A 24233-nucleotide genomic window follows, 5' to 3' on the forward strand; every position below is an offset into this window, starting at 1 on the left:
AATCATTTACATATAACCAGCGTACGGCGTTATTTTTTAAACTAAAATAACCTACTACCCCATGTATAATTGTATATTTACCCTAAAACCAATCCGTAATGAATGTCATCAAATTTGGCGGTACTTCTGTAGCCAATGCACAAAATATTTCAAGCTGTATCAGCATCATCAAACAAAAAAGTGAAAAAGAATCTGTAATTGTTATTGTTTCGGCACTGGGCGGTGTAACCGACCTCCTCCTTACAGCAGCCATAAATGCCTCTGAAAAAACGGAAACATATAAGGAAATAATGCAGGAGGTTGAAACCCGACACCTGGAAACCGTTAAAGAGTTGATACCTGTTGCCGGACAAAGCAGTGTACTAAGCCATGTGAAGCGGGAGCTGAACCGGCTTGAAACACTATTGGATGGTTGTTTTTTGCTTGGTGAATTATCTGAACGTACCAAAGACCTGATACTTTCATTTGGTGAGGCCCTTTCTTCCTATATTATTACCGAAGCGTTAAAGGCACAGGGCGAAGATACTGCACTGGCAGACAGTCGTGAACTAATACAGACTAATAACCGTTTTGGTAAGGCGGCCGTAAATTTTGCCGTTACCAACAAACTCATATTTGATTATATTGAGGAAACGGAGCATAGGGTAACTGTTATGCCCGGCTTTATAGCAAAATCGGCAGACGGGCATACTACTACCCTTGGGCGTGGCGGCAGCGATTATACCGCGGCTATTGTAGCCGCAGCACTTGAAGTAAATACCCTTGAAATTTATACTGATGTAAGCGGAATTTTTACTGCCAACCCGAAAATGGTGAAATTGGCAGAACCCATACCTCATATTACTTTTGAGGAAGCTATGGAGCTCTCCCACTTTGGCGCTAAAGTGCTGTATGCGCCAACCATACAGCCCATACTAAACAAAGACATTACCCTTTATATAAAAAATACCTTTGAACCTGATGCCCCGGGAAGTGCCATTAGCAAAATGCCCGAAGTAAAAAGTGACAACCCCATACGCGGCATTAGCAACATTGACGACATAACGCTAATAACGGTTGAAGGCCCGGGCATGGTTGGTGTTTCAGGGTTTTCCAAACGCCTGTTTGATGTTATTGGCAAAGAAAATATAAACGTGATTTTCATCACACAGGCCTCCAGCGAACATTCTATCTGCCTGGGGATACTGGAAGCTGAAGGTAAGAAAGCAGAAGCTGCTATTAATGCAGAATTCAGCTATGAAATGGAACAGCGCAAAATATATCCTGCCGTATTAGAAAACGGTATGAGCATTATTGCCGTTGTAGGAGAAAACATGAAAAACCACCAGGGGCTCAGCGGGCGTATGTTCAGTTCTCTCGGTAAAAACAATATTAATATAAGGGCAATAGCACAGGGGGCATCTGAACGGAATATTTCTGCCGTAATAGATAAAAAAGATGTAAAAAAAGCCCTGAATACCCTGCACGAGACCTTTTTTGAGGATGCCACCGTTCAGCTTAACCTGTATGTAATGGGTGTGGGCAACGTGGGTAAAAAATTTATTGAGCAGATACAGGCGCAGGCCAAATACCTTAAAAAAAACCTGAAGATGAACGTGCGTATTGCAGGTATGGCTAACAGCCGTACCATGTATTTTGACGAAGATGGTATTGACCTGAAAAAATGGCAAGAATTATTACCTCAAGGTGAAAAATCTGACTTTAAGGGCTTTATCAGTAAAATAAAAGAATTGAACCTGCGTAACAGCATTTTTGTAGACAATACGGCCAACCATGATGTAGCGGCAACCTATGCGCAATATCTTAAAAGCAGTATTGGTGTGGTAACCTGTAACAAAGTAGCATGCTCATCTGAATACGAAAATTACAAGCTGCTAAAAAACCTGAGCCGCCAGTATAATGCCCCCTTTTTATTTGAAACCAATGTGGGTGCGGGGCTGCCTATTATAGACACCCTTAAAAACCTGGTTGCCAGTGGCGACAGGGTTAAAAAAATACAAGCGGTACTTAGCGGCAGCCTGAACTTTATTTTTAATAATTTTAATGAGGATAATCCTTTTGATGAAGTGGTGCAACAGGCTATGGCAGAAGGCTATACAGAACCCGATCCAAAAATTGACCTTAGTGGCATTGATGTAAAGCGCAAGTTGGTAATACTAATACGCGAAAGCGGTTATAAAATGGAGATTGACGACATTAAAACCAAATCGTTCCTGCCGGATGAATGTATGGCTACTACCAATAACGCCGACTTTATACAATCTTTAAAAGATAATAAGGATTATTTTGATAACCTGTACAACCAGGCCAAAGCACAGTACTGCAAACTGAAGGTTGTAGCTTCTTTCAAAAAGAATAAAGCCAGTGTTAGCCTGCAGATGATTCCCGCAGACCATCCGTTCTATAACCTTGAGGGTAAAGATAATATAGTACTTTTTTATACTGACAGATATGCCGACCAGCCACTACTGATAAAAGGCGCTGGGGCTGGGGCAGATGTAACGGCCTCAGGTATTTTTGCAGATGTAATACGGATTGGAAACAGATAAGCCCCAACCCTCTCTGAATGTAAGGGAGATAAAAAGACAGAATGGACACCATAAAAATATTTTGCCCTGCCACCATAGCCAATGTATCCTGTGGGTTCGATGTGCTTGGCCTGTGCCTTGAAAGCATTGGTGATGAAATGATTATAACCAAAACTAACGAAAAAGGCGTCCGCATAACAGCTATAACCGGCGCCGACCTACCCTTTGAAACAGAAAAAAATGTGGCGGGAGTTGCAGCACTTGCCTTAATCGAAAAATTGCAGCCTGATTACGGTTTTGAGATACAGATACATAAAAAAATAAAAGCCGGAAGCGGTATCGGCAGCAGCGCGGCAAGTGCGGCCGGGGCAGTTTTCGGTATAAATTATTTACTTGATAACCCGCTTACGTTAAAAGAGTTAATACCCTTTGCAACAGAGGGCGAAAAACTGGCAAGCGGCACCGCACATGCCGATAATGTAGCCCCTGCCCTCTTGGGAGGATTCACACTGGTCAGAAGCTATGAACCTCTGGATGTCATCAGTATAAAAGCTCCTGAAGAACTGTATGCCAGCGTGATACACCCCCAGATAGAACTTAAAACTATAGATGCGCGGTCTGTACTTCGGGAAAACATCAGCCTAAAAAAAGCCACGATACAATGTGGTAACCTGGGCGGACTGATAAGCGGACTTTATACTAATGATTATGAGCTTATTGGGCGCAGCCTGCACGATGAACTGGTAGAACCTGTACGCAGTATATTAATACCAAAATTTAAGGAACTTAAAGCTGCAGCCAAAGCCGAAGGGGCGTTGGGCGGAGGTATCTCAGGCTCCGGGCCTTCGGTGTTTGCGCTCAGCAAAGGCAGGGAAACCGCCCAAAAAGCCGCAACAGCTATGGCTGCTGTAATGCAAGATATTGGCGTGCCGTTTGAAGTGCATGTATCACCTATTAATCCAACAGGAATAAAAATATTACCATGAAATACTATAGCCTGAATAACCCCACCCTGAAAGCCACTTTTAAAGAAGCTGCCATAACGGGTATTGCCCCCGATAAAGGGCTCTATTTCCCCGAAATCATTCACAGTTTGGATAAAAATTTCATTCAGCATGTGGAAGAGTATACTAATGAGGAAATTGCCTATCAGGTTATTAAAACCTTTGTAGGTGAAGAGATTCCGGAAAAAAAGCTTCGGGAAATAATTTCCGGGACTTTATCTTTTCCATTCCCGCTGCCGGAGGTTGAGAACGATATTTTTGCACTCGAGCTATTTCATGGTCCCACTATGGCATTTAAGGATGTCGGTGCCAGGTTTATGTCCAGATGTCTCAACTATTTTACCGAAGGTGAAAATAAGAAAATCACCATACTGGTAGCTACATCCGGTGATACCGGCGGCGCTGTGGCAAATGGCTTTTTGGGCGTGGAAAATATTAATGTAGTGATACTCTACCCCAGCGGTAAGGTGAGTGATGTACAGGAAAAACAGCTTACCACCCTTGGGCAGAACATCACGGCACTTGAGGTTGACGGCGCTTTTGATGATTGCCAGGATATGGTTAAGCAAGCCTTTATGGATAAAGAACTCAGCGGTATAAATCTAACCTCTGCTAACTCTATAAATATAGCACGCTGGCTGCCGCAGATGTTCTATTACTTTTTTGCTTACAAAGAGCTAAAAAAGTTAGGCAAACCATTAGTAGTAAGCGTGCCCAGTGGTAATTTTGGTAATATTTGCGCAGGTTTAATGGCTAAACGTATTGGCTTGCCTATAGCGCATTTTGTGGCGTCTACCAATGTAAATGATACGGTACCGCGCTACATGGGGTCGCAGAAATATGAACCAAAGCCTACTGTGGAAACCCTTAGTAATGCAATGGATGTAAGCAACCCAAGCAACTTTGTACGGATAATGCAACTGTTCAATAAAGAGTTTAAGGAGTTAGATAATGCATTCACCTCCTACTCTTTTACTGATAATGAAACCCTTACAGCCATCAAAAAAGTATATGAGGAACATAACTATTTGTGCGACCCTCACGGGGCAGTGGGCTACCTCGGCCTGAAAAAATATATGGAGAAAAATCCGGGGTATACCGGGGTATTTCTGGAAACTGCCCACCCTGTAAAGTTTGCTGATAGTATTACCAATAACCTCAATATTGAAGTACCGGTACCCGAGCAGATAAAAGCCGTTTTAAATGGTGAGAAAAAAGCAGAAAAAATTAGCAATTATGAGGAGCTGAAAGCATTTTTAAAAAGCTGATACCATCAAAAAGTTTTAAAATTTCTTTATTGTGTCTATTATAACAACAGACATGTGGTAAGCGTAACAAATTTTGTTAGCTTGCTAAAGTTATAATCCTGAAAATATCTAACAATTCTTAGTAACCACCCTGCCTATTGCATTTTTTTCAATAATTTAGCGCTCTCAAACATTATTTATAAAAATAAATGAAAAATACAGCACTAACACATGTTCATGAGGCAATTGGGGCTAAAATGGTTCCGTTTGCAGGATATAACATGCCGGTACAATATGAAGGGGTTAATGCAGAACACGAAATTGTTCGCAATGGTGTGGGCGTTTTTGATGTTTCGCACATGGGTGAATTTTTAATCAGCGGCCCAAATGCATTGGATCTGATACAAAAAGTTTCTACCAATGATGCTGCCACCCTTACCGTTGGCCGTGCGCAGTACTCTTGCATGCCTAATGAAACAGGCGGTATTGTAGACGACCTTATTATATACAAAATAAAAGAAGAACAGTACCTGTTGGTGGTAAATGCCAGCAACATAGATAAAGACTGGGCCTGGATTTCTTCGCACAACACTGTGGGCGCCGAAATGAAAAATATAAGCGATGATTATTCACTGCTTGCCATACAGGGGCCAAAAGCGGTTGAGGCTATGCAGCCGCTTACATCAATAGACCTTTCTGCTATAAAATATTATCATTTTGAAGTGGCGGATTTTGCCGGCATTGAGCACGTAATAATTTCTGCTACAGGCTATACAGGCAGTGGTGGATTTGAAATTTATGCCAAAAACAGCGAGATTGAACAAATCTGGAATAAAGTATTTGAAGCAGGTGCTGCTTATGGCATTAAGCCTATCGGACTTGCTGCACGTGATACCCTACGCCTCGAAATGGGCTTTTGTCTGTACGGAAATGATATAGACGACACTACATCGCCCCTTGAGGCCGGTTTGGGATGGATTACCAAGTTTACCAAAAATTTTGTAAATTCAGAAGCGCTAAAAAAGCAAAAAGAAGAAGGTGTTACCCGCAAACTGGTAGGCTTTGAACTTACCGAAAGGGGCATACCAAGGCATGATTATGAAATTGCAGATGCAAACGGTACAATAATTGGTAAAGTTACTTCGGGCACTATGGCGCCATCATTAAGCAAAGGCATTGGTATGGGGTATGTACCTGTAGAGTTTGCCGCTGAAGGAAGCGAAATTTTTATCAGGATACGTAAAAATGATGTCCCTGCAAAAGTGGTTAAACCGCCATTTTATAAAAAATAAAACATGATAGTATGAAAAAAATAGCTGCATTGGCCTTTTTACTGTTCCTACAGGCAGCAAAAGCCCAGGAATATGAAAAGGCATGCAGCATTTTTACCCGTATTAATGCCGTATTGCAGGAGCGGCATTACCAGCCAAAACCTATTGACGATTCCCTTTCGGCATACGTATTCAATACCGTGATGGAACAACTGGACGATAACCACCAGTTGTTTTTAAAAAGTGAATATGACAGCCTTGCGGTACACCAGTATAAAATTGACGATTACCTTTTAGCCAATGACTGTTCTTTTTTTGGCGATTTTATAAAGTCTTACCGTACCGCACTAAACCGCAATAAAAAGTATATTGAGGAGTTTAGCAAAACAAATTTTTCTCTCACCACCAACGATACTATTTTCTATTCCAAAAAATCATTTCCCTACCATAGCAACGGCGATGACATAAAGAAATTTACGCGTAAAAAAATTATTCTGGAAATACTGGAAGATGTAGCCAAGCTCAGTAAAAACAAAGACTCGCTTAAATTACAGTTTGATTCCCTTTCTAAAAATGCCCGTGATAAAATATTTGAGGCTCAGTTGTGCCGCATTAATATGCTGCTGGATCCCTCAGAAGGCTTTGAAGAAAGTGTGTATAACCGCTTTTTTTCGGTATTCTGCTCCTGGTTCGACCCGCACTCTACCTACTTTAACTACAATGAGCGGGCATCTTTTGTATCATCCATATCATCAGATAATTACTCTTTAGGCCTCTATATAGGGCAAAATGGAAATAATGATATTGTTATACAGGATGTAGTACCCGGCGGTCCGGCTTTTTTATCGGGCAAAATAGAAGAAGGCGACCAGCTTTTAAAGCTCACAGCCAATAATAAAACTTATGAAGTGTCCTGTGCCTCATGGGAGGCCATTTCAGAAATAGTTTCATCAGACAGCTATAAAAAAGTAGTACTCACACTCCGCAAAAAAGACGGTACACTATATACTGTAAGCCTGGAGAAACAAATTATGAAAGCCGATGAAAACTCAGTCTACAGTTTTGTGCTGAATGAAGGTAATGATGGTGATAGCGCTGTAGGCTATATAAAAGTGCCCAGCTTTTATACCGCAACCGAAGCCGGTTCTAATGGCTGTGCTGATGATGTTGCCGCTGAAGTTTTAAAACTAAAGAAAAAAAATATAAAGGGGCTTATAATAGACCTGCAGTTTAACGGTGGCGGCTCTATGGACGAGGTAATACGCATGGCAGGCATGTTTATTAATTTTGGCCCTGTATCGGTAGTAACAGAGCGCGGGCAAATGTATAACACCATACGCGATTATAACCGCGGCATGTTGTATGATGGCCCCATGGTAGTGCTTGTAAATGGTTTTACCGCTTCGGCAAGCGAGTTTTTTGCAGGGGTAATGCAAGATTATAACCGCGCACTAATTGTAGGCAACACTACTGTTGGTAAGGCCACCATGCAAACCATTATGCCGCTTGAAGAAGAAAACCCAACCGATTTTGTTAAGGTAACCATTGATAAGTTTTACAGGATAACCGGTAAAAGCAACCAATATATTGGCGTTGTTCCTGATATTGAACTGCCTTCGGTATATGAAAAGCTCATGATGCGCGAAAGCACCATGCCCACCGCCCTTAAAAATGATACCATTGATATAAAGTTACGCTATGTTAAAATGCCGTATGATGCGCTTAAAAAGGCTATTGTGCTAAGCAAGGCAAGAATAAGCACCAATGCAGGGCTAAAAAATATAGAGGAAGTGAGCCAGCGTATAAGCACGCTGTATGATACCGAAAAACCACCTTTGCCGGTTACCTTTGATGATGTTTTTGATGATGTACACCTTATGGACAGCCTTTGGAGTGAAATATCTGAAACTACTGATACAGAATACGATATTACCGTAACCAATAGCGATGTGCCCGAAAAGCAGCTTAAAGACACCTTTTACAGCACTATAAATAACTTCAAAATAAAATCGGTTAAAAGAGATCCGTACATTCCTGAAAGTATCAATATTTTACGCGACCTGCATACCCTTATGAAGAACCGCTAAAATCAATATGCAATAGTTTTGCAAAAACAGCCAATAAGTTTATTTTTGTACAGCAAATAAACTGTTATATATGGGAAGAGCGTTTGAATTCAGGAAAGCCAGAAAGATGAAACGTTGGTCTGCTATGGCCAAAACATTTACCCGCATAGGTAAAGATATTGTTATTGCCGTAAAAGAAGGTGGGCCTAACCCCGAAAGCAACTCAAGGCTTAGGGCGGTAATACAAAATGCCAAGGCGGCAAACATGCCCAAAGATAATATTGAAAGGGCTATAAAAAAAGCATCTGATAAAGACACGGCCAACTATAAAGAAGTACTTTTTGAAGGCTATGCCCCACACGGTATTGCCATACTTATAGAAACCGCTACCGATAATAATAACCGAACCGTTGCCAACATAAGGAGTTATTTTAATAAATGTAACGGTACATTGGGCACGCAGGGATCGGTTGAATTTATGTTTGACCACACCTGTAACTTCCGCATACCTGCCGAAGGCCAGGATGTTGAAGAACTGGAGCTGGAAATGATTGATTATGGTGTAGAGGAGATTTTTGCAGACGAAGACGGCATTGTAATGTATGCCCCTTTTGAAAGCTTTGGCGCCATACAAAAAGAACTGGAAAGCCGTAATATCGAAATCCTTTCTTCAGGTTTTGACAGGATTCCGCAGGTAACAAAAGAGCTTAGTGCTGAAGAAGCTGCCGATGTGGAAAAATTGCTTGAAAAAATTGAAGAAGACGATGATGTGATGAATGTGTACCACACCATGCAGGAGCGTGATACAGATGATGAAGAATAGTACATTATAACATATTATAAAAGTAAGGGCTCCCAAATGGCAGCCCTTACTTTTATAATATGTTCTCTTTCTTTTAAAAATTAAACGAAGCGCCTACCTGAAACACAAACTGGTTATTAAGATAATCAAACCCAACAGGGTCAGTGTCATATCGCGCAATAGGAAAACCCGCTTCGCTATACACCCCAAAACCATTTGTAAAAAAGTAACGGGCGCCCACATGGGCACCAAAATTACGCAGGCCAAGGTCTAAACCAGGATATAGGTCAAACTGTTCACTTATACCAATTACATTACCTATATTAGCATTAAGCCTGGCTTTAATATCGGCCCTGTCTGCAAAATCTGGTTTTTCACCTAATACTTCATCAACTCCAAGCAAATACGTAGCAGAAAAACCGTAAGAAAGGTTTTCCCCAATACCTAAATCAACTGTACCGGTAATACCTGCACCGCCATCTTGTATATTAGCGCCAATATTCAGCTTGGCATCCCCTTTTCCGGTAAAAGCCTGTGCCCCGGCAAAATTAGCAGCCAGCAAGCCGGCAAATAATAATATTTTCTTCATAAGTCATCCATTTTTACATTGCACTTAAAACAGGGTAAAGTTAATCTAAAAAAGCCATAATATTATTATAATTTTTCTTACACATTACCTTTATAAAAAACTTTTTTTCAAAAAAACATGTAATAACTGTAACCTTTGGTTAATAAATATCGTCATTATATTAAAACCAGTTAACCATTGGCAAGTACAAATCCGGATATTGATTATTTAATAACCCAATGTGGCAAAGGCAACCGTAGTGCACAATTTGAAGTGTATAACCGGTACTACAAAGCCATGTATAATACTGCATTACGCATTGTAAAAGACAACCATTGGGCAGAAGATGTTATGCAGGAGGCTTTTTTAAAAGCCTTTACCAAACTGGATACTTTTAAAGGAGATGTTGCCTTTGGAGCATGGTTAAAAAAGATTGTGGTAAACCACAGCCTGGACAGTTATAAAAAAATAAACCGGCATACTGCCGAAGCTTTAGAGCCTGTGCTATATAAAGTAGAAGATGAGGATTATAAAAATGAAGAGGTACTGGATTTTACCAATATGCAGGTACAACAGGTTATAACAGCCATACAGGGTTTAAAAGAAAGTTACAGGATTATACTTACCCTGCTATATATAGAAGGGTATGACCAGGAAGAAATTTGTGAAATAATGGGTATTACTGCCGGCAATTGCCGCACTACCCTTAGCAGGGCCAAAAGCAGCCTGCTCAAAAATTTAAACATTTATGAAGAACGGGGAGAATAAAATGGATGAGATGCTAAACAACCGGTGGGATGTGCATGAGCCACCCATGGGCCACCACAAGCGCTTTATGCAAAGGCTGGACGAGCTGGATGGAAAAAAGAAAAAAAAGAAACGTTTTTTACTGGCAATACCCGCTGCAGCGGTAGCAGTTATAGTAGCTACAATTATTTTTATGTTTAATCCGCAGCCCGTTAGCAAGCATAACGTGGCAACGTTATCGCCTAAGGCACAGCAAACACAGGATTACTTTACCACTGTTATTAATACAGAATTAAAAAAAGTGCAGCAGGAAAGTACCCCCGAAACCAAAATACTGGTTGAGGATGCACTAAAGCGATTAAATGTACTGGAAAAAGATTACAACAGGCTTTTACAGGAACTGAGTACAAAAGGCGAAAGCAAACAGCTTATACATGCCCTGATTACTAACCTGCAAACCCGTATTTCTTTTCTGGAAGAAGTATCAGAAAAAATAGAAAACATCAAAAAAATTAAAGAACAATACCATGAAAACAACAATGCTTAATTACTTACTGCTACTACTGGCGCTGCCCTTTGCGTTACATGCCGGCGAGGTAAATGGTAAATATAAAAAAGAGAAAAGGATAAGCAAAACATTTTCGGTAAGCAGTAATGCATTATTGGATATAGATAACCAGTATGGCAATATATATGTAACCACCTGGGATGAAAATAAAATTGCTATTGATGTAGTGATTACTGTAGGGGCAGATAAACAGGAAGTAGCCGAAAAAAGAATAAATGCTATAAATGTAGACTTCGCGGCTACATCTGCCAAAGCTACAGCACGCACAATTATTGGCAATTTTAGCGGGCATAAAGTAAGTATGTCTATAAATTACACCGTTAAAATACCTAAGCAGGGCAGTATAATGCTTAAAAATATATATGGCAGCATTAAAACAGGTGAAATAAATGGCAAGGCGAATATACAGTGTGATTATGGCCCTATTGACATACAGTCCCTTAACGGTAGCGGTAACATTATTGAAATAGATTACTCAAAAGTGTCCAGGATTGGCTATGTAAAATCGTTAACAATGTCAGCTGATTATTCGGATATTGTAATAGACCAATGTGAAAAATTAATTTTCAACGGAGATTACTCATTACTAACAATTAAAAGTGTAGCCGACCTTAGTTTTAATGGAGATTATGGTGATTTAAAAATTGACAGTGTACATAATTTTAATGGTAACGGCGATTATATTACCCTTAAAATAAAATCGGCTAAAGATAAAGTAAACCTTACTTCTGATTATTCTACCATCATCATAGATGTTGAAAACACCTTAAAGTCGCTTAATTTTAATGGCGACTATGGTAATATAGATATTAAATCTTCACCCGGATTTTCCTTTGATTTTGAATTAAATGGCGACTATTTTAATGTTTCGGGCCTTAGTGGTGCCAATTTTACTAAGCGGCATCAAAAGGATGAGGAGCTTTATTTAAAGGGCTATTATAAAGCCCAAGGTAAGAGCAAAATCAATATCACTTCTGACTTTGGAAATGCAATATTTATAATCAAATAAAAAAATCATGTAACAATCAGCAATCATCATCATCTAATAAATCATCATCAATCAGTAATCATCAATTTTAATCAATAAAAAAACGAACATTATGAAACAATTAGTAGCCTTGGCTGCCGGGATATTTTTTACCCTTTCGGCAAGAGCACAAAATGCACAAGAATTAAAAAATGAAGTCATTACAGCAAGTTCACACACCATAAAAGAGCAGCGACAAACAGAAGCTTACAATGCGCTGGATATAACCGGCCCTTTTGAAGTTACCATTACCCGCCATAACAGTAACCAGATAACTATTAACGGACCCGAAAATATTACACCGCTAGTTTTAAGTGAAGTTAAGGAGGGTACATTGTATATTTCATTACAAAAAAATCTTACTATTGAACCCGGAAGGCACAATAAAATTTCTATAGAAATACCTTACAAAGAGTTTACTACAATAGCCCTTAACGGATCTGGGAGTATAGCATCGGGCAAAACGTTTAAAAATGATATTGTATTTAAGCTTAATGGCGGCGGTAATATGGATTTTTACCTGTATGCCAATAGCACACAGGCTAAAGTGTATGGCTCAGGCAGTATAACTTTAAGGGGATATTGTAAACATACTAGTTTAGACTTGACAGGCTCTGGTGTTATAGATACTAAAAGACTGGAAACACGCACGGTAGAAGCATATCTTACAGGTTCTGGCAAACTTAATGTTATGAGTAATGATAAAATTACAGGCAGAATAAACGGCACAGGTACTATTGCATTTACGGGCGAACCTGAGAACCAGGATTTAAAATGTATTGGAAGCGGTACTTTTGAAGTTTTTTAGGCTAAAATAGTTATGTTACCCTGAAAAGAGTTCTCTTAAAATTGCCGTTTGGGCATTTTTTTAAGAGAACCCTTTTCTTTATTTCTAAACAGGATAAGTCCTCGTTTAAACAAAAATTAAAATTAGCGCCAGTACAAGTCCGGCCAGGGCTATATAAATACCTCTTTTAAATATAACTGTTTTTGGTAAAAACATAACGAAAGACGAAACAACAAAAAACAGTAAACCCACACCAAAAAACACATTTAAGAAAAACAAAGGCTGTCCGCTATTCGCTTTATGAAGTTGTGTCATCTTATCTATTACATACGGATATTGCAGCGTTTTATATACTGCATGCCCATTAGATTTATCATAAGTGCCATCTTTAAAATAAATCAGACTGCCTTCTGTTTTTTCAACTTTAAAGTCTCTAATCCGTAGTGCAGGCCCAAGTGCATCTGGAGTTAACCCCGGGGCTATAGTACGCTCTTCTGTTACCTCTTTTTTAAAAATACTTTCCTTCCTGAAAATTAAGATAATACCCGAAAGGGCATATACAGCCATTATACCCGCCAAAAAAAATCCGAGGTAGCGGTGCCATATTCGCATGCGGTGGTTAAATTTCATAATCTAAGCTAATTTGTATCTATAGGTTTAAATAATATTCTGCTAATATAAAACATCTAACCGGGTCATATTCAAGGCAACAATAGCCTCTTGTAATTATTAAGGCTTTTTAATTTTTAAAGAGGCTTATATAGAAAGAGGCTTTACAGAAATGTAAAGCCTCTCTTGTATTGTAGGTAAGAATATTACTTTATAAATTCAATTTTTTGTGTGGCTTCCATATTAACGCTGTCAAAAAAGCCCTGCTCATTCATCCAGTCATCGCTAAATACTTTGCTCATGTAACGCGAACCGTGATCTGGAAAAATAAGCACTATATTACTGTTTTCATCAAACTCCCCGGCTTCAGCATATTGTTTTGCGGCCTGAAAAGCTGCGCCACTGGTATACCCTACAAATAAGCCTTCTGCTTTTGCAATATGTCTTGCGGTATGGGCACTGTCTTCATCAGATACTTTCATAAACTTGTCAATCATATCAAAGTCAGTAGCTGTAGGTATCAGGTTTTTGCCCAGTCCTTCTATACGGTACGGATAAATCTCTTCACTGTCAAACTCTTTTGTTTCATGATATTTTTTAAGTACCGAACCAAAAGCATCAACACCAAGTATTTTTATATCCGGATTTTTCTCTTTAAGAAACCTTGCTGCGCCGGATATGGTACCACCCGTGCCACTACAGGCTATAAGGTGTGTAATTTTACCGTTAGTTTGCTCCCATATCTCTGGGCCGGTAGAATTGTAGTGGGCATCAATATTAAGGTCATTAAAATACTGGTTAATATATACTGAACCTTTGGTTTCTTCATGCAATCTTTTGGCTACGCTGTAATAGGAGCGTGGGTCGTCTGCTGATACGTTTGCCGGGCAAACATATACTTTGGCTCCCATGGCCCGCAGCATGTCAATTTTATCTTTAGAAGATTTAGAACTAACCGCAAGTACACAGTCATAGCCTTTAATTATGCTCACCATAGCTACGCTAAAGCCTGTATTGCCAGAAGTAGTTTCAATAATGGTATCCCCCGGTTTAATTATACCTTTTTTTTCAGCTTCCTCAATAATATAAAGGGCTATCCTGTCTTTGGTTGAATGGCCCGGATTAAAAGCTTCTACCTTGGCATAAAAATTTCCCTTTAAACCCTCAGATATTTTGTTAAGTTTAATTAGGGGGGTATTACCTATTAACTCTAATACATTATTATAGGCTTTTATATCTTCTTTCATAAAAATAAGTTTATCAGGGTAAACTGTTTTAAAAGTTTAGTGACCTCAAACCCTGCAAATCTAACAAAAAAAATTTAATTACTTTTTAATTCCTTCCAAATCTAACAAAAAACTGTATTCTTTGGCAACTTCTTTCAGGGCTTCAAAACGGCCGGAAGCGCCTCCGTGGCCGGCTTCCATATTAGTATCCAGAAACAGCAGGTTGTTATCGGTTTTTACTACTCTTAGTTTAGCCACCCATTTGGCAGGTTCCCAATACTGCACCTGGCTGTCGTGCAGCCCTGTGGTAACAAGCATGTTAGGGTATGCTTGGGCAACAACATTATCATACGGCGAATACGATTTTATATAATCATAATATTCTTTATCATTAGGGTTTCCCCATTCGTCATACTCCCCTGTTGTAAGCGGAATACTGTCATCAAGCATTGTGGTAACCACATCTACAAAAGGTACCTGTGCTACAATGCCGTGGTATAACTGGGGCGCCATATTAACAATTGCGCCCATAAGCAGCCCTCCGGCAGAGCCTCCTTGTGCATATAAATGTTCGGGCGAGGTATATTTTTGCTCAATAAGATATTTTGAGCAGTCAATAAAATCGGTAAAAGTATTTTTCTTTTTCAGCAGTTTGCCCTCTTCATACCACTCTCTTCCCAGGTCTTCGCCACCGCGTATATGGGCAATGGCATAAATAAAGCCCCTGTCTAAAAGGCTGAGGCGTACCGATGAAAAATAATCATCCATAGAGTGCCCGTAAGAGCCATAGGCATAAAGCAATAATGGGTTTTTACCGTCTTTTACTATGCCTTTTCGGTATATCATAGAAACAGGTACTTTAGTGCCGTCTTGTGCTGTAGCCCATACCCGCTCCTCTTCATAATTGTTTTTATCAAATTTGCCACCCAGTACTTCCTGCTCTTTTAACACGGTTTTCTCTTTGGTTTTCATGTTAAAGTCTATAACCGAAGATGGTGTGGCTAAAGACTGGTAGCTGTAACGCAACACATCAGTATCAAAATCAGGATTGGCACTGGTGTTAGCCGTGTAGGTTTCACTGTTAAATGGCAGGTAATACTCCTCCCCGCCCTTCCATTGGCGTATGCGTATTTTGTTGAGCCCGTTACTACGCTCACTAATAACAAGATAATGTTTAAAAATATCAACATCCTCCAGCAATACATCTTCCCTGTGCTCAATAAGGTCTTTCCAGTTTTCTTTAGCGGTAGCGTTTTCAGGCGTTACCATAAGCTTAAAGTTAGTAGCTTTATCTTTATTGGTTACTATGTACCACTTATCATCAAAATGTGATATACTGTATTCAAGGCCACGGGTGCGCGGCTGAAAAATTTTAAACTCGCCATCGGGCTTCTTGGCATTTACATAGCGGTACTCTGTAGTAAGGGTACTGTAACTGCCAATTACAATATACTTTTTAGACTTTTCTTTATACACAAAGGTGCCAAAGGTATCATCCTTTTCATGGTAAATAACCACATCACTGTTTACATCTGCTCCCAGTTTATGCTTGTATATTTTTTCTGACCTCAGGGTTACAGGGTCTTTACGGGTATAAAAAAGGGTTTTATTATCTCCAGCCCAGGTAGAGCCGCCGGTAGTATTTTCTATTCTTGTAGGTAAAATCTCCCCCGTTTCAAGGTTTTTTACCTGCAGCGTATATTGCCTTCTCGATACGGTATCCACGCCAAAAGCAGCCCATTTATTATCTTCGCTTATATTAATGCCGTTCAGGTTAAAATAAGCATGGCCGCTGGCCATAACATTACAGTCAAACATTACCTCCTCAGGGGCATTAAGGCTTCCTTTTTTACGGCTGTAAATAGGATAATCTTTTCCTTTCTCATAGCGGGTAATATAATAATACCCATTATAAAAGTAAGGTACCGAAGAGTCATCTTCTTTAATGCGGCCTTTCATTTCCTCAAAAAGTTCTTTTTGAAACTCTTTGGTGTGGGCCGTCATTTTTTCATAATATTCATTCTCTTTGGTAAGGTAGTCTATAACTTCAGGGTTTTCCCTTTCGTTAAGCCAGTAATAATTATCTGTACGGGTATCACCATGCATCTCCAGCTGTTTCGCCTTTATGGCGGCAACCGGTGGGGTAACGGTTTCTGTCATTTTGTTTTTGCCTATTTGTGCATTGCCTGCAAAAATAACACAAACTAAACTTATAAATAAGTGTTTTTTCATTCTTTTACCGGTTGGTATATAACTCTGCAATTTAATACATTTGTGGTAATATTTAAAATTTAAAAAAATGTTTGGAGATATCATGGGAATGATGGGTAAAATTAAAGAAACCCAACAGAAAATTGAAGAAACTAAAAAGCGCTTAGACACTGTTTTAGTTGATGAGCAAAGTAATGATGGGCTGCTAAAAGTTACGTTAACCGCTAACCGCACCATAAAATCGGTTGATATTGACGACAGCCTTTTAGAAGACAAAGAGCAGCTTGAAGACTATCTGGTACTGGTTTTAAACAAAGCTATAGAAAAAGCTACCGCTGTTAATGAGGCCGAACTGGGCGCTGTGGCCAAAGACGGCATGCCAAATATTCCCGGATTAGACATGTTTAGTTAAAAATAACTGTTACATAACATATAACAGCAAAAGCAAAAAGGACAGAGTTAGTACCTTTGGCCGATAATGCAATTTTAATTTCATGGACAGAAGAAAATTTTTCAGGAACGGTTCTCTTTTTACAATGGGGGCTGCCCTGGCAAATCCTTTTGAAAGTACTGCACATATTTTTAACGCAGGTAACCTTCATAAAAACAAAAAAGCCAAAAACATCATTTTTATGGTGGCAGATGGTATGAGTACCGGCACACTTAATATGGCCGACCTGTATATAAACCGTAAACTGGGCAGGTCTTCTAACTGGATAAATCTTTATAAACAACAGCGCTCCAGCCGTGCACTTATGGATACGGCTTCGGCAAGTTCTATAGTAACCGATTCTTCTGCCGGATCCTCATCATGGGGCGGCGGGCACCGGGTTAACAACGGGGTGCTTAATATTGGCCCGGATGGCGAACACTATATGCCTATATGGCAAAAGTTTAAAAAAGCAGGAAAAAAAGCCGGTTGTGTTACAACAGTGCCTATTACCCACGCCACACCTGCCGGATTTTGCGTAAATAACGATAGCCGTAATGCACAGGAAGACATTGCACAGGAATACCTTCGCTTAGGCTTTGATATAATGATGGGGGGCGGTGATGATTATTTTAATGCTGATCACCGCGAGGATAAAAAAGATATGTATACCGAATACAAAGCCAAAGGCTGGAATATTGTGCGTGACCGCACTGCCATGATGGGTGTTGGCAATGATAAGCCGGTTTTAGGCATATTCAGCAAAAATGGCATGGCCTACAGCCTGGACCGTGCCAACGATAAAGAACTGGAAAAAACAGTACCTACCCTTGCAGAGATGACCCAAAAAGCCATAGACCACATGAAAGGTCATAAAAATGGTTTTGTGCTTCAGGTTGAAGGCGGTAAGGTTGACTGGGGGGCACACAGTAATGATATTGGCGCGCTGTTGTATGACATGGTAGCGTTTGACGATGCTATTAAAGTAGCCATAGATTTTGCCGAACAGGATACAGAAACCCTGGTTATTATCACTACAGATCACGGTAATGCAAACCCGGGTATTATTTATGGCAAGCAGGCGAACAGTAATTTTGACAGCCTGCAGGAGTACAAACACACTAACGAGTGGATACTGAACCAGATAAAGCCTACTGATTCAGTAAGCACTGTGAGAGAAATTATAGAATCTGGCACAGGCAAAAATACTGTTACCGAAGAAGAAGCGAAGTTTATATTAAGCCACTATACCGGACAGTTTGGTAAAGAAGGTGGCCTGTATAATTATAACAAACTGCCTTTTGAGGCTTTTGCCGAAATGCAGAAAAAGCATACATCTGTAGGCTGGATTAGCATGGACCACAGTGCCGATTATGTAGAACTGACAATGTTTGGCCCCGGTAGCGAACAGCTTAAACCCTTTGTTAAAAATACTGACCTGCATTACATGATGCTACAGGCAGCAGAGGTAGAAAACAAGTTTTAAAAACAAACAGATTAATTTTTATATTAGATGCCGTGCCGAAAGCACGGCATTTTTTTATCAAACACCACAATTATGAATAAATACATTCGCGAAATCCTTTGGCTTATTTCGCCCTTTTTATTGGCGTGGCTGTTCGTTCTGTTGTATTTTGGTTTTGGTAGTGGCGATAAAATCATACTGGATATTAATGTGCACGATACTTATTTTATCATAAGCCGTAATACTTTTATAATATTCCTGTCGACTCTGGTTTTATTGGTGGCTTATATATCAAGACTATTATATACTTTTCGTCACAATAAAATAGTATCCGTTTTTATTTTTGTCTTTAATATTGTTTTAATTCTTGTTACGATACTTTTATATATTTTCAATGAAAAGTTTTCTTCACCTTCAGGTTGGACCATCTACCCACCACTTAGTGCCAAACCACAATTTTTTGAAACATATTATCCTATATGCAAACCGATTTATTTGATAATTGCTTTGATAGTTCTTACACTATCCTTTATCTTTTTGATTTATAGCAGTATAAGAAGATTTAAACCAAAGCAGCCTCTTTCTTAGCTTCCTCAAACTCCGTGAGCATTTCGGTCACAATTTCAGCGGCGGGTTTTATGTCGTGTATCAGCCCGGCAATCTGCCCTATTTCCAGTTCTCCCTCATCCAAATCACCCTCAAACATACCCAGCTTAGCACGTGCACGCCCTAAAAGCGTTTGCAATTCTTCTGCGGTGCAGCCTTTGGAGTAGAGCGCTGCCACATCATTATAAAATTTATTTTTTATCAGCCGGACGGGTGCCAGCTCTTTTAACGTTAAATGAGTGTCGCCATCCTGTGCGGCTATTATGGCATTTTTAAAATTTATGTGTGACGACGATTCCTCAGACGCGGCAAACCTACTCCCTACCTGAACGCCGTCGGCACCCAAAACCATTGCCGCCAGCATCCCCCTGCCCGTGGCAATGCCTCCTGCAGCAATAAGCGGAATTTTAATTTGCTCTTTTACCATCGGGATGAGCGTAAACGTGGTGGTTTCTTCACGCCCGTTATGCCCCCCGGCTTCAAAACCTTCGGCTACTATAGCATCAACCCCGGCATCCTGTGCCTTAAGAGCAAATTTTACACTGCTCACCACATGCACTACAGTAATGCCTTTTTCTTTTAAAAAAGCAGTCCATGTTTTGGGGTTCCCGGCACTGGTAAATACAATTTTCACACCTTCATCTACAATAACCTCCATCAATTTATCAATATCCGGGTACAGCAGCGGCACATTAACCCCAAACGGTTTATCAGTGGCTTTTTTGCACTTTTGTATATGTTCGCGCAACACTTCCGGATACATAGAGCCTGCCCCCAATAAACCTAACCCACCAGCATTACTCACAGCGCTGGCAAGCTTCCAGCCACTCGCCCACACCATACCTGCCTGAATTATGGGATATTGTATATTGAAAAGTTGAGTTATTTTATTTTTCATTTATCTACGACTTAAAATTATCGTTTTATGTCTATTTATTAATTCATGAACACCTGCCTTATTGCTTTAACAATCTGCCCCATTGTAATTTACCGGAACATTCAATCCTATAACCATACACACCCGGCGGTAATTGCTGTACTGCTATTACAGCATTATCCGGCGTAATTTCTTTTTGCACTACTACCTGACCTAAGCTATTATAAAATATAACCATTGCATTCTCTATACCATTGGGAATGGAAATAGTTACCGCATCAGGCACCGGGCTTGGGTATAAAATAAACTTTTGCATAGCTTGCTGCAATTTTTTTCCGTTTTTATACGCAAGCCAAAAATCGGGTATCCCGTAACCGTAATCCGTATCAGGGTTTTCATACCTGTCCGCTGATTGTTTTATTAGCTGTAAAATTTGCGCATTATCCAGATTAGGCAGGGCCTGCCAGAGGCAGGCCACCAGCCCGGCAGTTATAGGACTGGAAAATGATGTACCATTTGCAGTAATAATATTTCCTTCAGGGTTAGCTACTACCGCCTGGTACCCCATTGCCATAACATCGGGCTTTATCCTTTGATCATACGTTGGCCCGCGGGAACTGAAAGAGGTTACTATTTCGGCACTGTCTACAGCACCAACAGTTAGTGTATTAACAGCATCAGCCGGCACTCCAATATGTGGGTGAGAGGTAATACCGCTGTTTCCTGCCGAAGTTACACACAACATGCCCCGTGTAAAGGCAACATTGGCGCCTCGGGTTATAAAAGCTGTTTTGCCATCAATATCTTCATATGTATAATTATAAGCCGGATTATCATAATCAAAATACCCTAAAGAGGTATTAATTACATCTACCCCAAGGCTATCAGCTACTTCTGCAGCCTGTACCCAATACGATTCTTCTACTGGGTTTTCAGAGGTTACATCCTCGGTAATAAAAAGGTAGTAATACGCATCGGGGGCAGTGCCCACTAATTTGCCTTCTGTAAACCCGCCTATATCAGAAAGTACCATAGCACCATGACTGCCCGAGGTATAAAAATCCGGGGAATGCCCTACAAAGTTATACCCTCCCAGTATTTGTCCGTTATTACGCAACCTTTCAAAAGGCTGCGCGGTATCAACCCCCGGAAATCCGCCATCCAGTACAGCTATTGTCATACCGGTGCCTGTAAAATTTTGCTGATGTAATAATTGGCCGTTTAGCAGTTGTATTTGTGTAGCTGCACCGCCATAATTAAATTCCTGCGCAGTACGCTGTGCTTGCGGCACTTTTTCTGCTTTTCGCTTTTTCTGCCTGCCTGACGCATTAAGCGAAGTATTGGCAAAATCTACCCTGTCTATAAAAACAAGTGATGTGAGCGTTTGTATATCACCCTGTGTTCCTCTCACATGCAGTGCATTAAGCCATTTGCTTTTTGCCATTACCGTAATACCATTTGCAGCAATCACAGAGTGTATATATGTGGGAGATATAGGCACATCTTTTTCATCTAAGGCTATATGTTGCTTTTCGCGCCTGTCAATTGCCTTCTGGGTAAGCATTTCAAGCGGGTTAGCCAGGTAAAAGGCAGCTTCAGGCTTATCTTTAAAATATACCCAGGCATCTTCTTGTGCATAGGCCGCAAGGCTTATAAATAAAGCTGCAATATATAGCACCCTGTCATACATAAATTTACGAAATTTAATATTTTATTACTACCAAATATACAAATCCAGTTACAAAGGTTATTGTAAAAATGTAAATTTGCAGCAAACCTAATAACACAAATGTTATATTTATTTCTTAGTATTATCTGTAGCGTATCGGTAGGCATTATATTTAAAACCGCACGCTGCAATATTATCCGTATTCCACAAATTATTTTTTTTAATTACATAGTTGCCCTGCTGCTTTCCTATCTTTTTTTTGATGTGCAGCTGCCAGAAGATGTAGCACCCCTCCCCTGGGCGGTCTATATACCGCTTATGCTTTTGTTGCCGTCTATTTTTATATTTTTGGCCGCCTCAATAAGAAATGTAGGAATTGTGCGTACCGATGCTGCCCAGCGGCTATCACTTTTTATCCCCATACTGGCGGCATGGCTTATTTTTAATGAGTATTTTAATACCTACAAAATTATAGGGCTTTGCCTTGCCTTTCCTGCCCTGATTTTAATACTTAATAAAAAAGCCGATAAACAACAAGGCCAATGGTTTTACCCGGTAGTGGTGCTGTTGGGTTTTGGTATTATCGATATTCTATTTAAACAGATAGCACTATCTTCAACAGCGGGTTACACCACATCATTATTTATTATTTTTTGCGGCGCAATAGTAGTAAGCTTTATTATTGGGGTGTATGAAATTGCTTTTAAAAGTAAAAAATTTAATGCCATGAATATTGCCTATGGGGCACTGGTAGGCATATTTAATTTTGGAAATATTCTGTTTTACCTAATGGCTCATAAAGCTTTCTCCAGCAATCCTTCAACAGTATTTGCAGGAATGAACCTTGGGGTAATTATAATTGGGAGCCTCACAGGCGTATTGGTTTTTAGAGAAAAACTCTCTGCTGTAAACTATGCGGGTATCTTTTTAGCTATTGCTGCAATAGTATTTATTACGCTTTCACAACTATATAATTAGAAATATTTTACTGAAATAGAGTCACTTAAAATATTTATGTGAATTTTATTTGGAAATTAAAAAACTTCTGCCATATCTTTGCTGCAAGTTCTTTCAAAAAATATTCTTATCCAGAAAGACCGAGGGATTTGACCCTATGACGTCTTGGCAACCTGTCCGTTAAACGATAAGGTGCCACTTTCAACCACTCACGTGGAAAGATAAGTAAGAAAATGCAATTTATATTTCGACATATATATGCCTTTCTGACTTATCGGGAAGGCATTTTTTATTTTATGCCCTTTCCGATACCTGGCTTTGGATAGTTTTTGAAAAACAAAAATGTTTAACAAAAAATCTAAAACAAGTTTTAAAATGAAAGAGCAAACTAACATCCTGAACAGCCTGCCAATTGACCCTTTAACCGGAAGCATCTCGGTGCCAATTTACCAAACTTCAACTTTTGTACAGGAAGCACCCGGCGTAAACAAAGGCTTTGATTACTCCCGCAGCAACAACCCTACCCGTAAAGTACTGGAAGATACCATTGCCAGACTTGAAAATGGTACCAATGGCTATGCATTTGCCAGCGGACTTGCAGCAATAGATTCGGTAATAAAGTTACTTTCTGCCGGAGATGAGGTTATTGCAGTAGATGATATTTATGGCGGCGCTTACAGGCTGTTTACCCACATTTACCAAAAATTCGGCATAAGTGTTAAGTATGTTGACACTACCAATGCACAAAATGTAGCCGATGCCATTACAGATAAAACCAAGCTAATCTGGATTGAAAGCCCTACCAACCCTACGCTAAAAATTTCTGATATTGCCGCTATTTCTAAAATAGCCAAAGCCAATAACGTACTGCTTTGTGTAGATAATACTTTTGCATCACCCGTATCGCAAAAACCTATTGAGCTTGGTGCTGACATAGTAGTGCACAGCGCTACCAAATACATTTCGGGGCATAGCGACCTTATTGCGGGGCTTGTAGTTACAGCAACACAGGAGCTTGGCGATAAAATTAAGTTTGTACAAAATGCATCGGGTGCCATACTGGCTCCTTTTGACAGCTGGCTGGTTATAAGAGGGATAGAAACATTATCACTAAGAATAAAAGCACATGCCGAAAATGCCCAAAAAGTGGCAGAATACCTGCAAAGTGAAAAACTGATTAAAAATGTATATTACCCCGGCCTGCCCACACATCACAACCATGAGGTTGCCAAAAAGCAGCAAAAATATTTTGGTGGTGTAGTAACGTTTGACCTGGTTATTGACGATAAAAAACTGGCCACAAAAATTGTTACAGGCACTAAATTATTTAAACTGGCCGAAAGCCTTGGCGGTGTAAAAAGCCTGCTGTGCTTACCGTGCGAAATGACACATAAATCAACTCCTGCCGAAAAACGTTATGAAGCCGGTGTAACCGATAGCCTGATACGCCTTTCGGTTGGCCTTGAAGATGCTGACGACCTTATAGACGACTTAAAACAGGCACTTGCAGCCGCTGTTGCCATAACCAATGAAAAAGAAGCTGCAACAGTATAACTAATTCTCCCCAG

General features: G+C 39.9%; 20 protein-coding genes and 1 riboswitch. Of the genes, 14 read left to right on the forward strand and 6 right to left on the reverse strand.

Annotated elements, in window-relative coordinates; genetic code table 11:
• Nucleotides 1-98 precede the first annotated feature (98 nt).
• The 6 genes from thrA to ABS766_RS03625 all read left to right on the forward strand — a co-directional run bounded on the left by thrA (nt 99) and on the right by ABS766_RS03625 (nt 8939).
• On the forward strand, nt 99-2549 hold the full coding sequence (thrA, locus tag ABS766_RS03600) for a bifunctional aspartate kinase/homoserine dehydrogenase I (RefSeq protein WP_408083751.1): 2451 nt from the start codon (nt 99-101) through the stop codon (nt 2547-2549).
• 41 nt (nt 2550-2590) lie between these two features.
• Nucleotides 2591-3514, forward strand: coding sequence for a homoserine kinase (locus tag ABS766_RS03605; RefSeq protein ID WP_408083752.1), 924 nt, complete (start codon nt 2591-2593; stop codon nt 3512-3514).
• Nucleotides 3511-4800, forward strand: a complete 1290-nt coding sequence (gene thrC / locus ABS766_RS03610) for a threonine synthase (RefSeq protein ID WP_408083753.1) — start codon at nt 3511-3513, stop codon at nt 4798-4800. Before ABS766_RS03605 ends, thrC begins: the two co-directional genes overlap by 4 nt.
• 188 nt (nt 4801-4988) lie before the next feature.
• On the forward strand, nt 4989-6071 hold the full coding sequence (gene gcvT / locus ABS766_RS03615) for a glycine cleavage system aminomethyltransferase GcvT (protein WP_408083754.1): 1083 nt from the start codon (nt 4989-4991) through the stop codon (nt 6069-6071).
• Between the two features lie 11 nt (nt 6072-6082).
• Complete coding sequence (locus ABS766_RS03620) at nt 6083-8137, forward strand: S41 family peptidase (RefSeq protein WP_408083755.1); 2055 nt, start codon at nt 6083-6085, stop codon at nt 8135-8137.
• A 70-nt stretch (nt 8138-8207) separates the two neighbouring features.
• Nucleotides 8208-8939 carry a YebC/PmpR family DNA-binding transcriptional regulator gene (locus ABS766_RS03625; protein ID WP_408083756.1) on the forward strand — a complete coding sequence of 244 codons (732 nt, stop codon included), beginning with the start codon at nt 8208-8210 and terminating at the stop codon, nt 8937-8939.
• A 73-nt stretch (nt 8940-9012) separates the two neighbouring features.
• Here ABS766_RS03625 and ABS766_RS03630 read toward each other — a convergent pair whose 3' ends face one another.
• Nucleotides 9013-9507 (reverse strand): DUF6646 family protein, encoded by a 495-nt coding sequence (locus ABS766_RS03630; RefSeq protein WP_408083757.1) that lies wholly within the window; start codon nt 9505-9507, stop codon nt 9013-9015.
• 177 nt (nt 9508-9684) lie between these two features.
• Between ABS766_RS03630 and ABS766_RS03635 the strand changes: the two genes are divergently transcribed.
• The 4 genes from ABS766_RS03635 to ABS766_RS03650 all read left to right on the forward strand — a co-directional run bounded on the left by ABS766_RS03635 (nt 9685) and on the right by ABS766_RS03650 (nt 12636).
• On the forward strand, nt 9685-10254 hold the full coding sequence (locus ABS766_RS03635) for an RNA polymerase sigma factor (protein ID WP_408083758.1): 570 nt from the start codon (nt 9685-9687) through the stop codon (nt 10252-10254).
• Entirely contained in the window at nt 10235-10780 is a 546-nt protein-coding gene (locus ABS766_RS03640; RefSeq protein WP_408083759.1) for a hypothetical protein, read from the forward strand. Before ABS766_RS03635 ends, ABS766_RS03640 begins: the two co-directional genes overlap by 20 nt.
• Nucleotides 10761-11810 carry a hypothetical protein gene (locus ABS766_RS03645; RefSeq protein WP_408083760.1) on the forward strand — a complete coding sequence of 350 codons (1050 nt, stop codon included), beginning with the start codon at nt 10761-10763 and terminating at the stop codon, nt 11808-11810. Before ABS766_RS03640 ends, ABS766_RS03645 begins: the two co-directional genes overlap by 20 nt.
• Nucleotides 11811-11901: 91 nt before the next feature.
• Nucleotides 11902-12636: a head GIN domain-containing protein gene (locus ABS766_RS03650; RefSeq protein ID WP_408083761.1), complete on the forward strand. Its 735-nt coding sequence runs from the start codon at nt 11902-11904 to the stop codon at nt 12634-12636.
• A gap of 105 nt (nt 12637-12741) precedes the next feature.
• On the opposite strand, the gene ABS766_RS03655 is transcribed toward ABS766_RS03650, so the two are convergent.
• From ABS766_RS03655 to ABS766_RS03665, 3 genes are all read right to left on the reverse strand, one after another.
• Nucleotides 12742-13245: a hypothetical protein gene (locus tag ABS766_RS03655; protein WP_408083762.1), complete on the reverse strand. Its 504-nt coding sequence runs from the start codon at nt 13243-13245 to the stop codon at nt 12742-12744.
• Nucleotides 13246-13430: 185 nt separating this feature from the next.
• On the reverse strand, nt 13431-14471 hold the full coding sequence (locus ABS766_RS03660) for a PLP-dependent cysteine synthase family protein (RefSeq protein ID WP_408083763.1): 1041 nt from the start codon (nt 14469-14471) through the stop codon (nt 13431-13433).
• Between the two features lie 78 nt (nt 14472-14549).
• Nucleotides 14550-16682 (reverse strand): S9 family peptidase, encoded by a 2133-nt coding sequence (locus ABS766_RS03665; protein WP_408083764.1) that lies wholly within the window; start codon nt 16680-16682, stop codon nt 14550-14552.
• 67 nt (nt 16683-16749) lie between these two features.
• Here ABS766_RS03665 and ABS766_RS03670 point away from each other — a divergent pair, with 67 nt between their 5' ends.
• Together ABS766_RS03670 and ABS766_RS03675 are read left to right on the forward strand one after the other, a co-directional pair.
• The gene (locus tag ABS766_RS03670; protein ID WP_408083765.1) at nt 16750-17073 is read left to right on the forward strand and encodes a YbaB/EbfC family nucleoid-associated protein; all 324 of its coding nucleotides are present in this window, start codon (nt 16750-16752) and stop codon (nt 17071-17073) included.
• A gap of 82 nt (nt 17074-17155) precedes the next feature.
• Nucleotides 17156-18577, forward strand: coding sequence for an alkaline phosphatase (locus tag ABS766_RS03675; protein ID WP_408083767.1), 1422 nt, complete (start codon nt 17156-17158; stop codon nt 18575-18577).
• Nucleotides 18578-19118: 541 nt separating this feature from the next.
• Here ABS766_RS03675 and ABS766_RS03680 read toward each other — a convergent pair.
• A complete protein-coding gene (locus ABS766_RS03680; protein ID WP_408083768.1) occupies nt 19119-20060 on the reverse strand; it encodes an NAD(P)H-dependent flavin oxidoreductase in 942 nt (313 codons plus the stop codon).
• 58 nt (nt 20061-20118) lie between these two features.
• Nucleotides 20119-21729, reverse strand: coding sequence for a S8 family serine peptidase (locus ABS766_RS03685; RefSeq protein WP_408083769.1), 1611 nt, complete (start codon nt 21727-21729; stop codon nt 20119-20121).
• Between the two features lie 99 nt (nt 21730-21828).
• Between ABS766_RS03685 and ABS766_RS03690 the strand changes: the two genes are divergently transcribed.
• Together ABS766_RS03690 and ABS766_RS03695 are read left to right on the forward strand one after the other, a co-directional pair.
• The gene (locus tag ABS766_RS03690; RefSeq protein ID WP_408083770.1) at nt 21829-22686 is read left to right on the forward strand and encodes an EamA family transporter; all 858 of its coding nucleotides are present in this window, start codon (nt 21829-21831) and stop codon (nt 22684-22686) included.
• Between the two features lie 103 nt (nt 22687-22789).
• Nucleotides 22790-22893, forward strand: a riboswitch (SAM riboswitch).
• Nucleotides 22894-23040: 147 nt separating this feature from the next.
• Complete coding sequence (locus ABS766_RS03695) at nt 23041-24219, forward strand: trans-sulfuration enzyme family protein (protein WP_408083771.1); 1179 nt, start codon at nt 23041-23043, stop codon at nt 24217-24219.
• Nucleotides 24220-24233 lie beyond the last annotated feature (14 nt).

The sequence above is a fragment of the Flavobacterium rhizosphaerae genome (assembly GCF_046000445.1).
Taxonomy (GTDB): Bacteria; Bacteroidota; Bacteroidia; order Flavobacteriales; family Flavobacteriaceae; genus Flavobacterium; species Flavobacterium rhizosphaerae.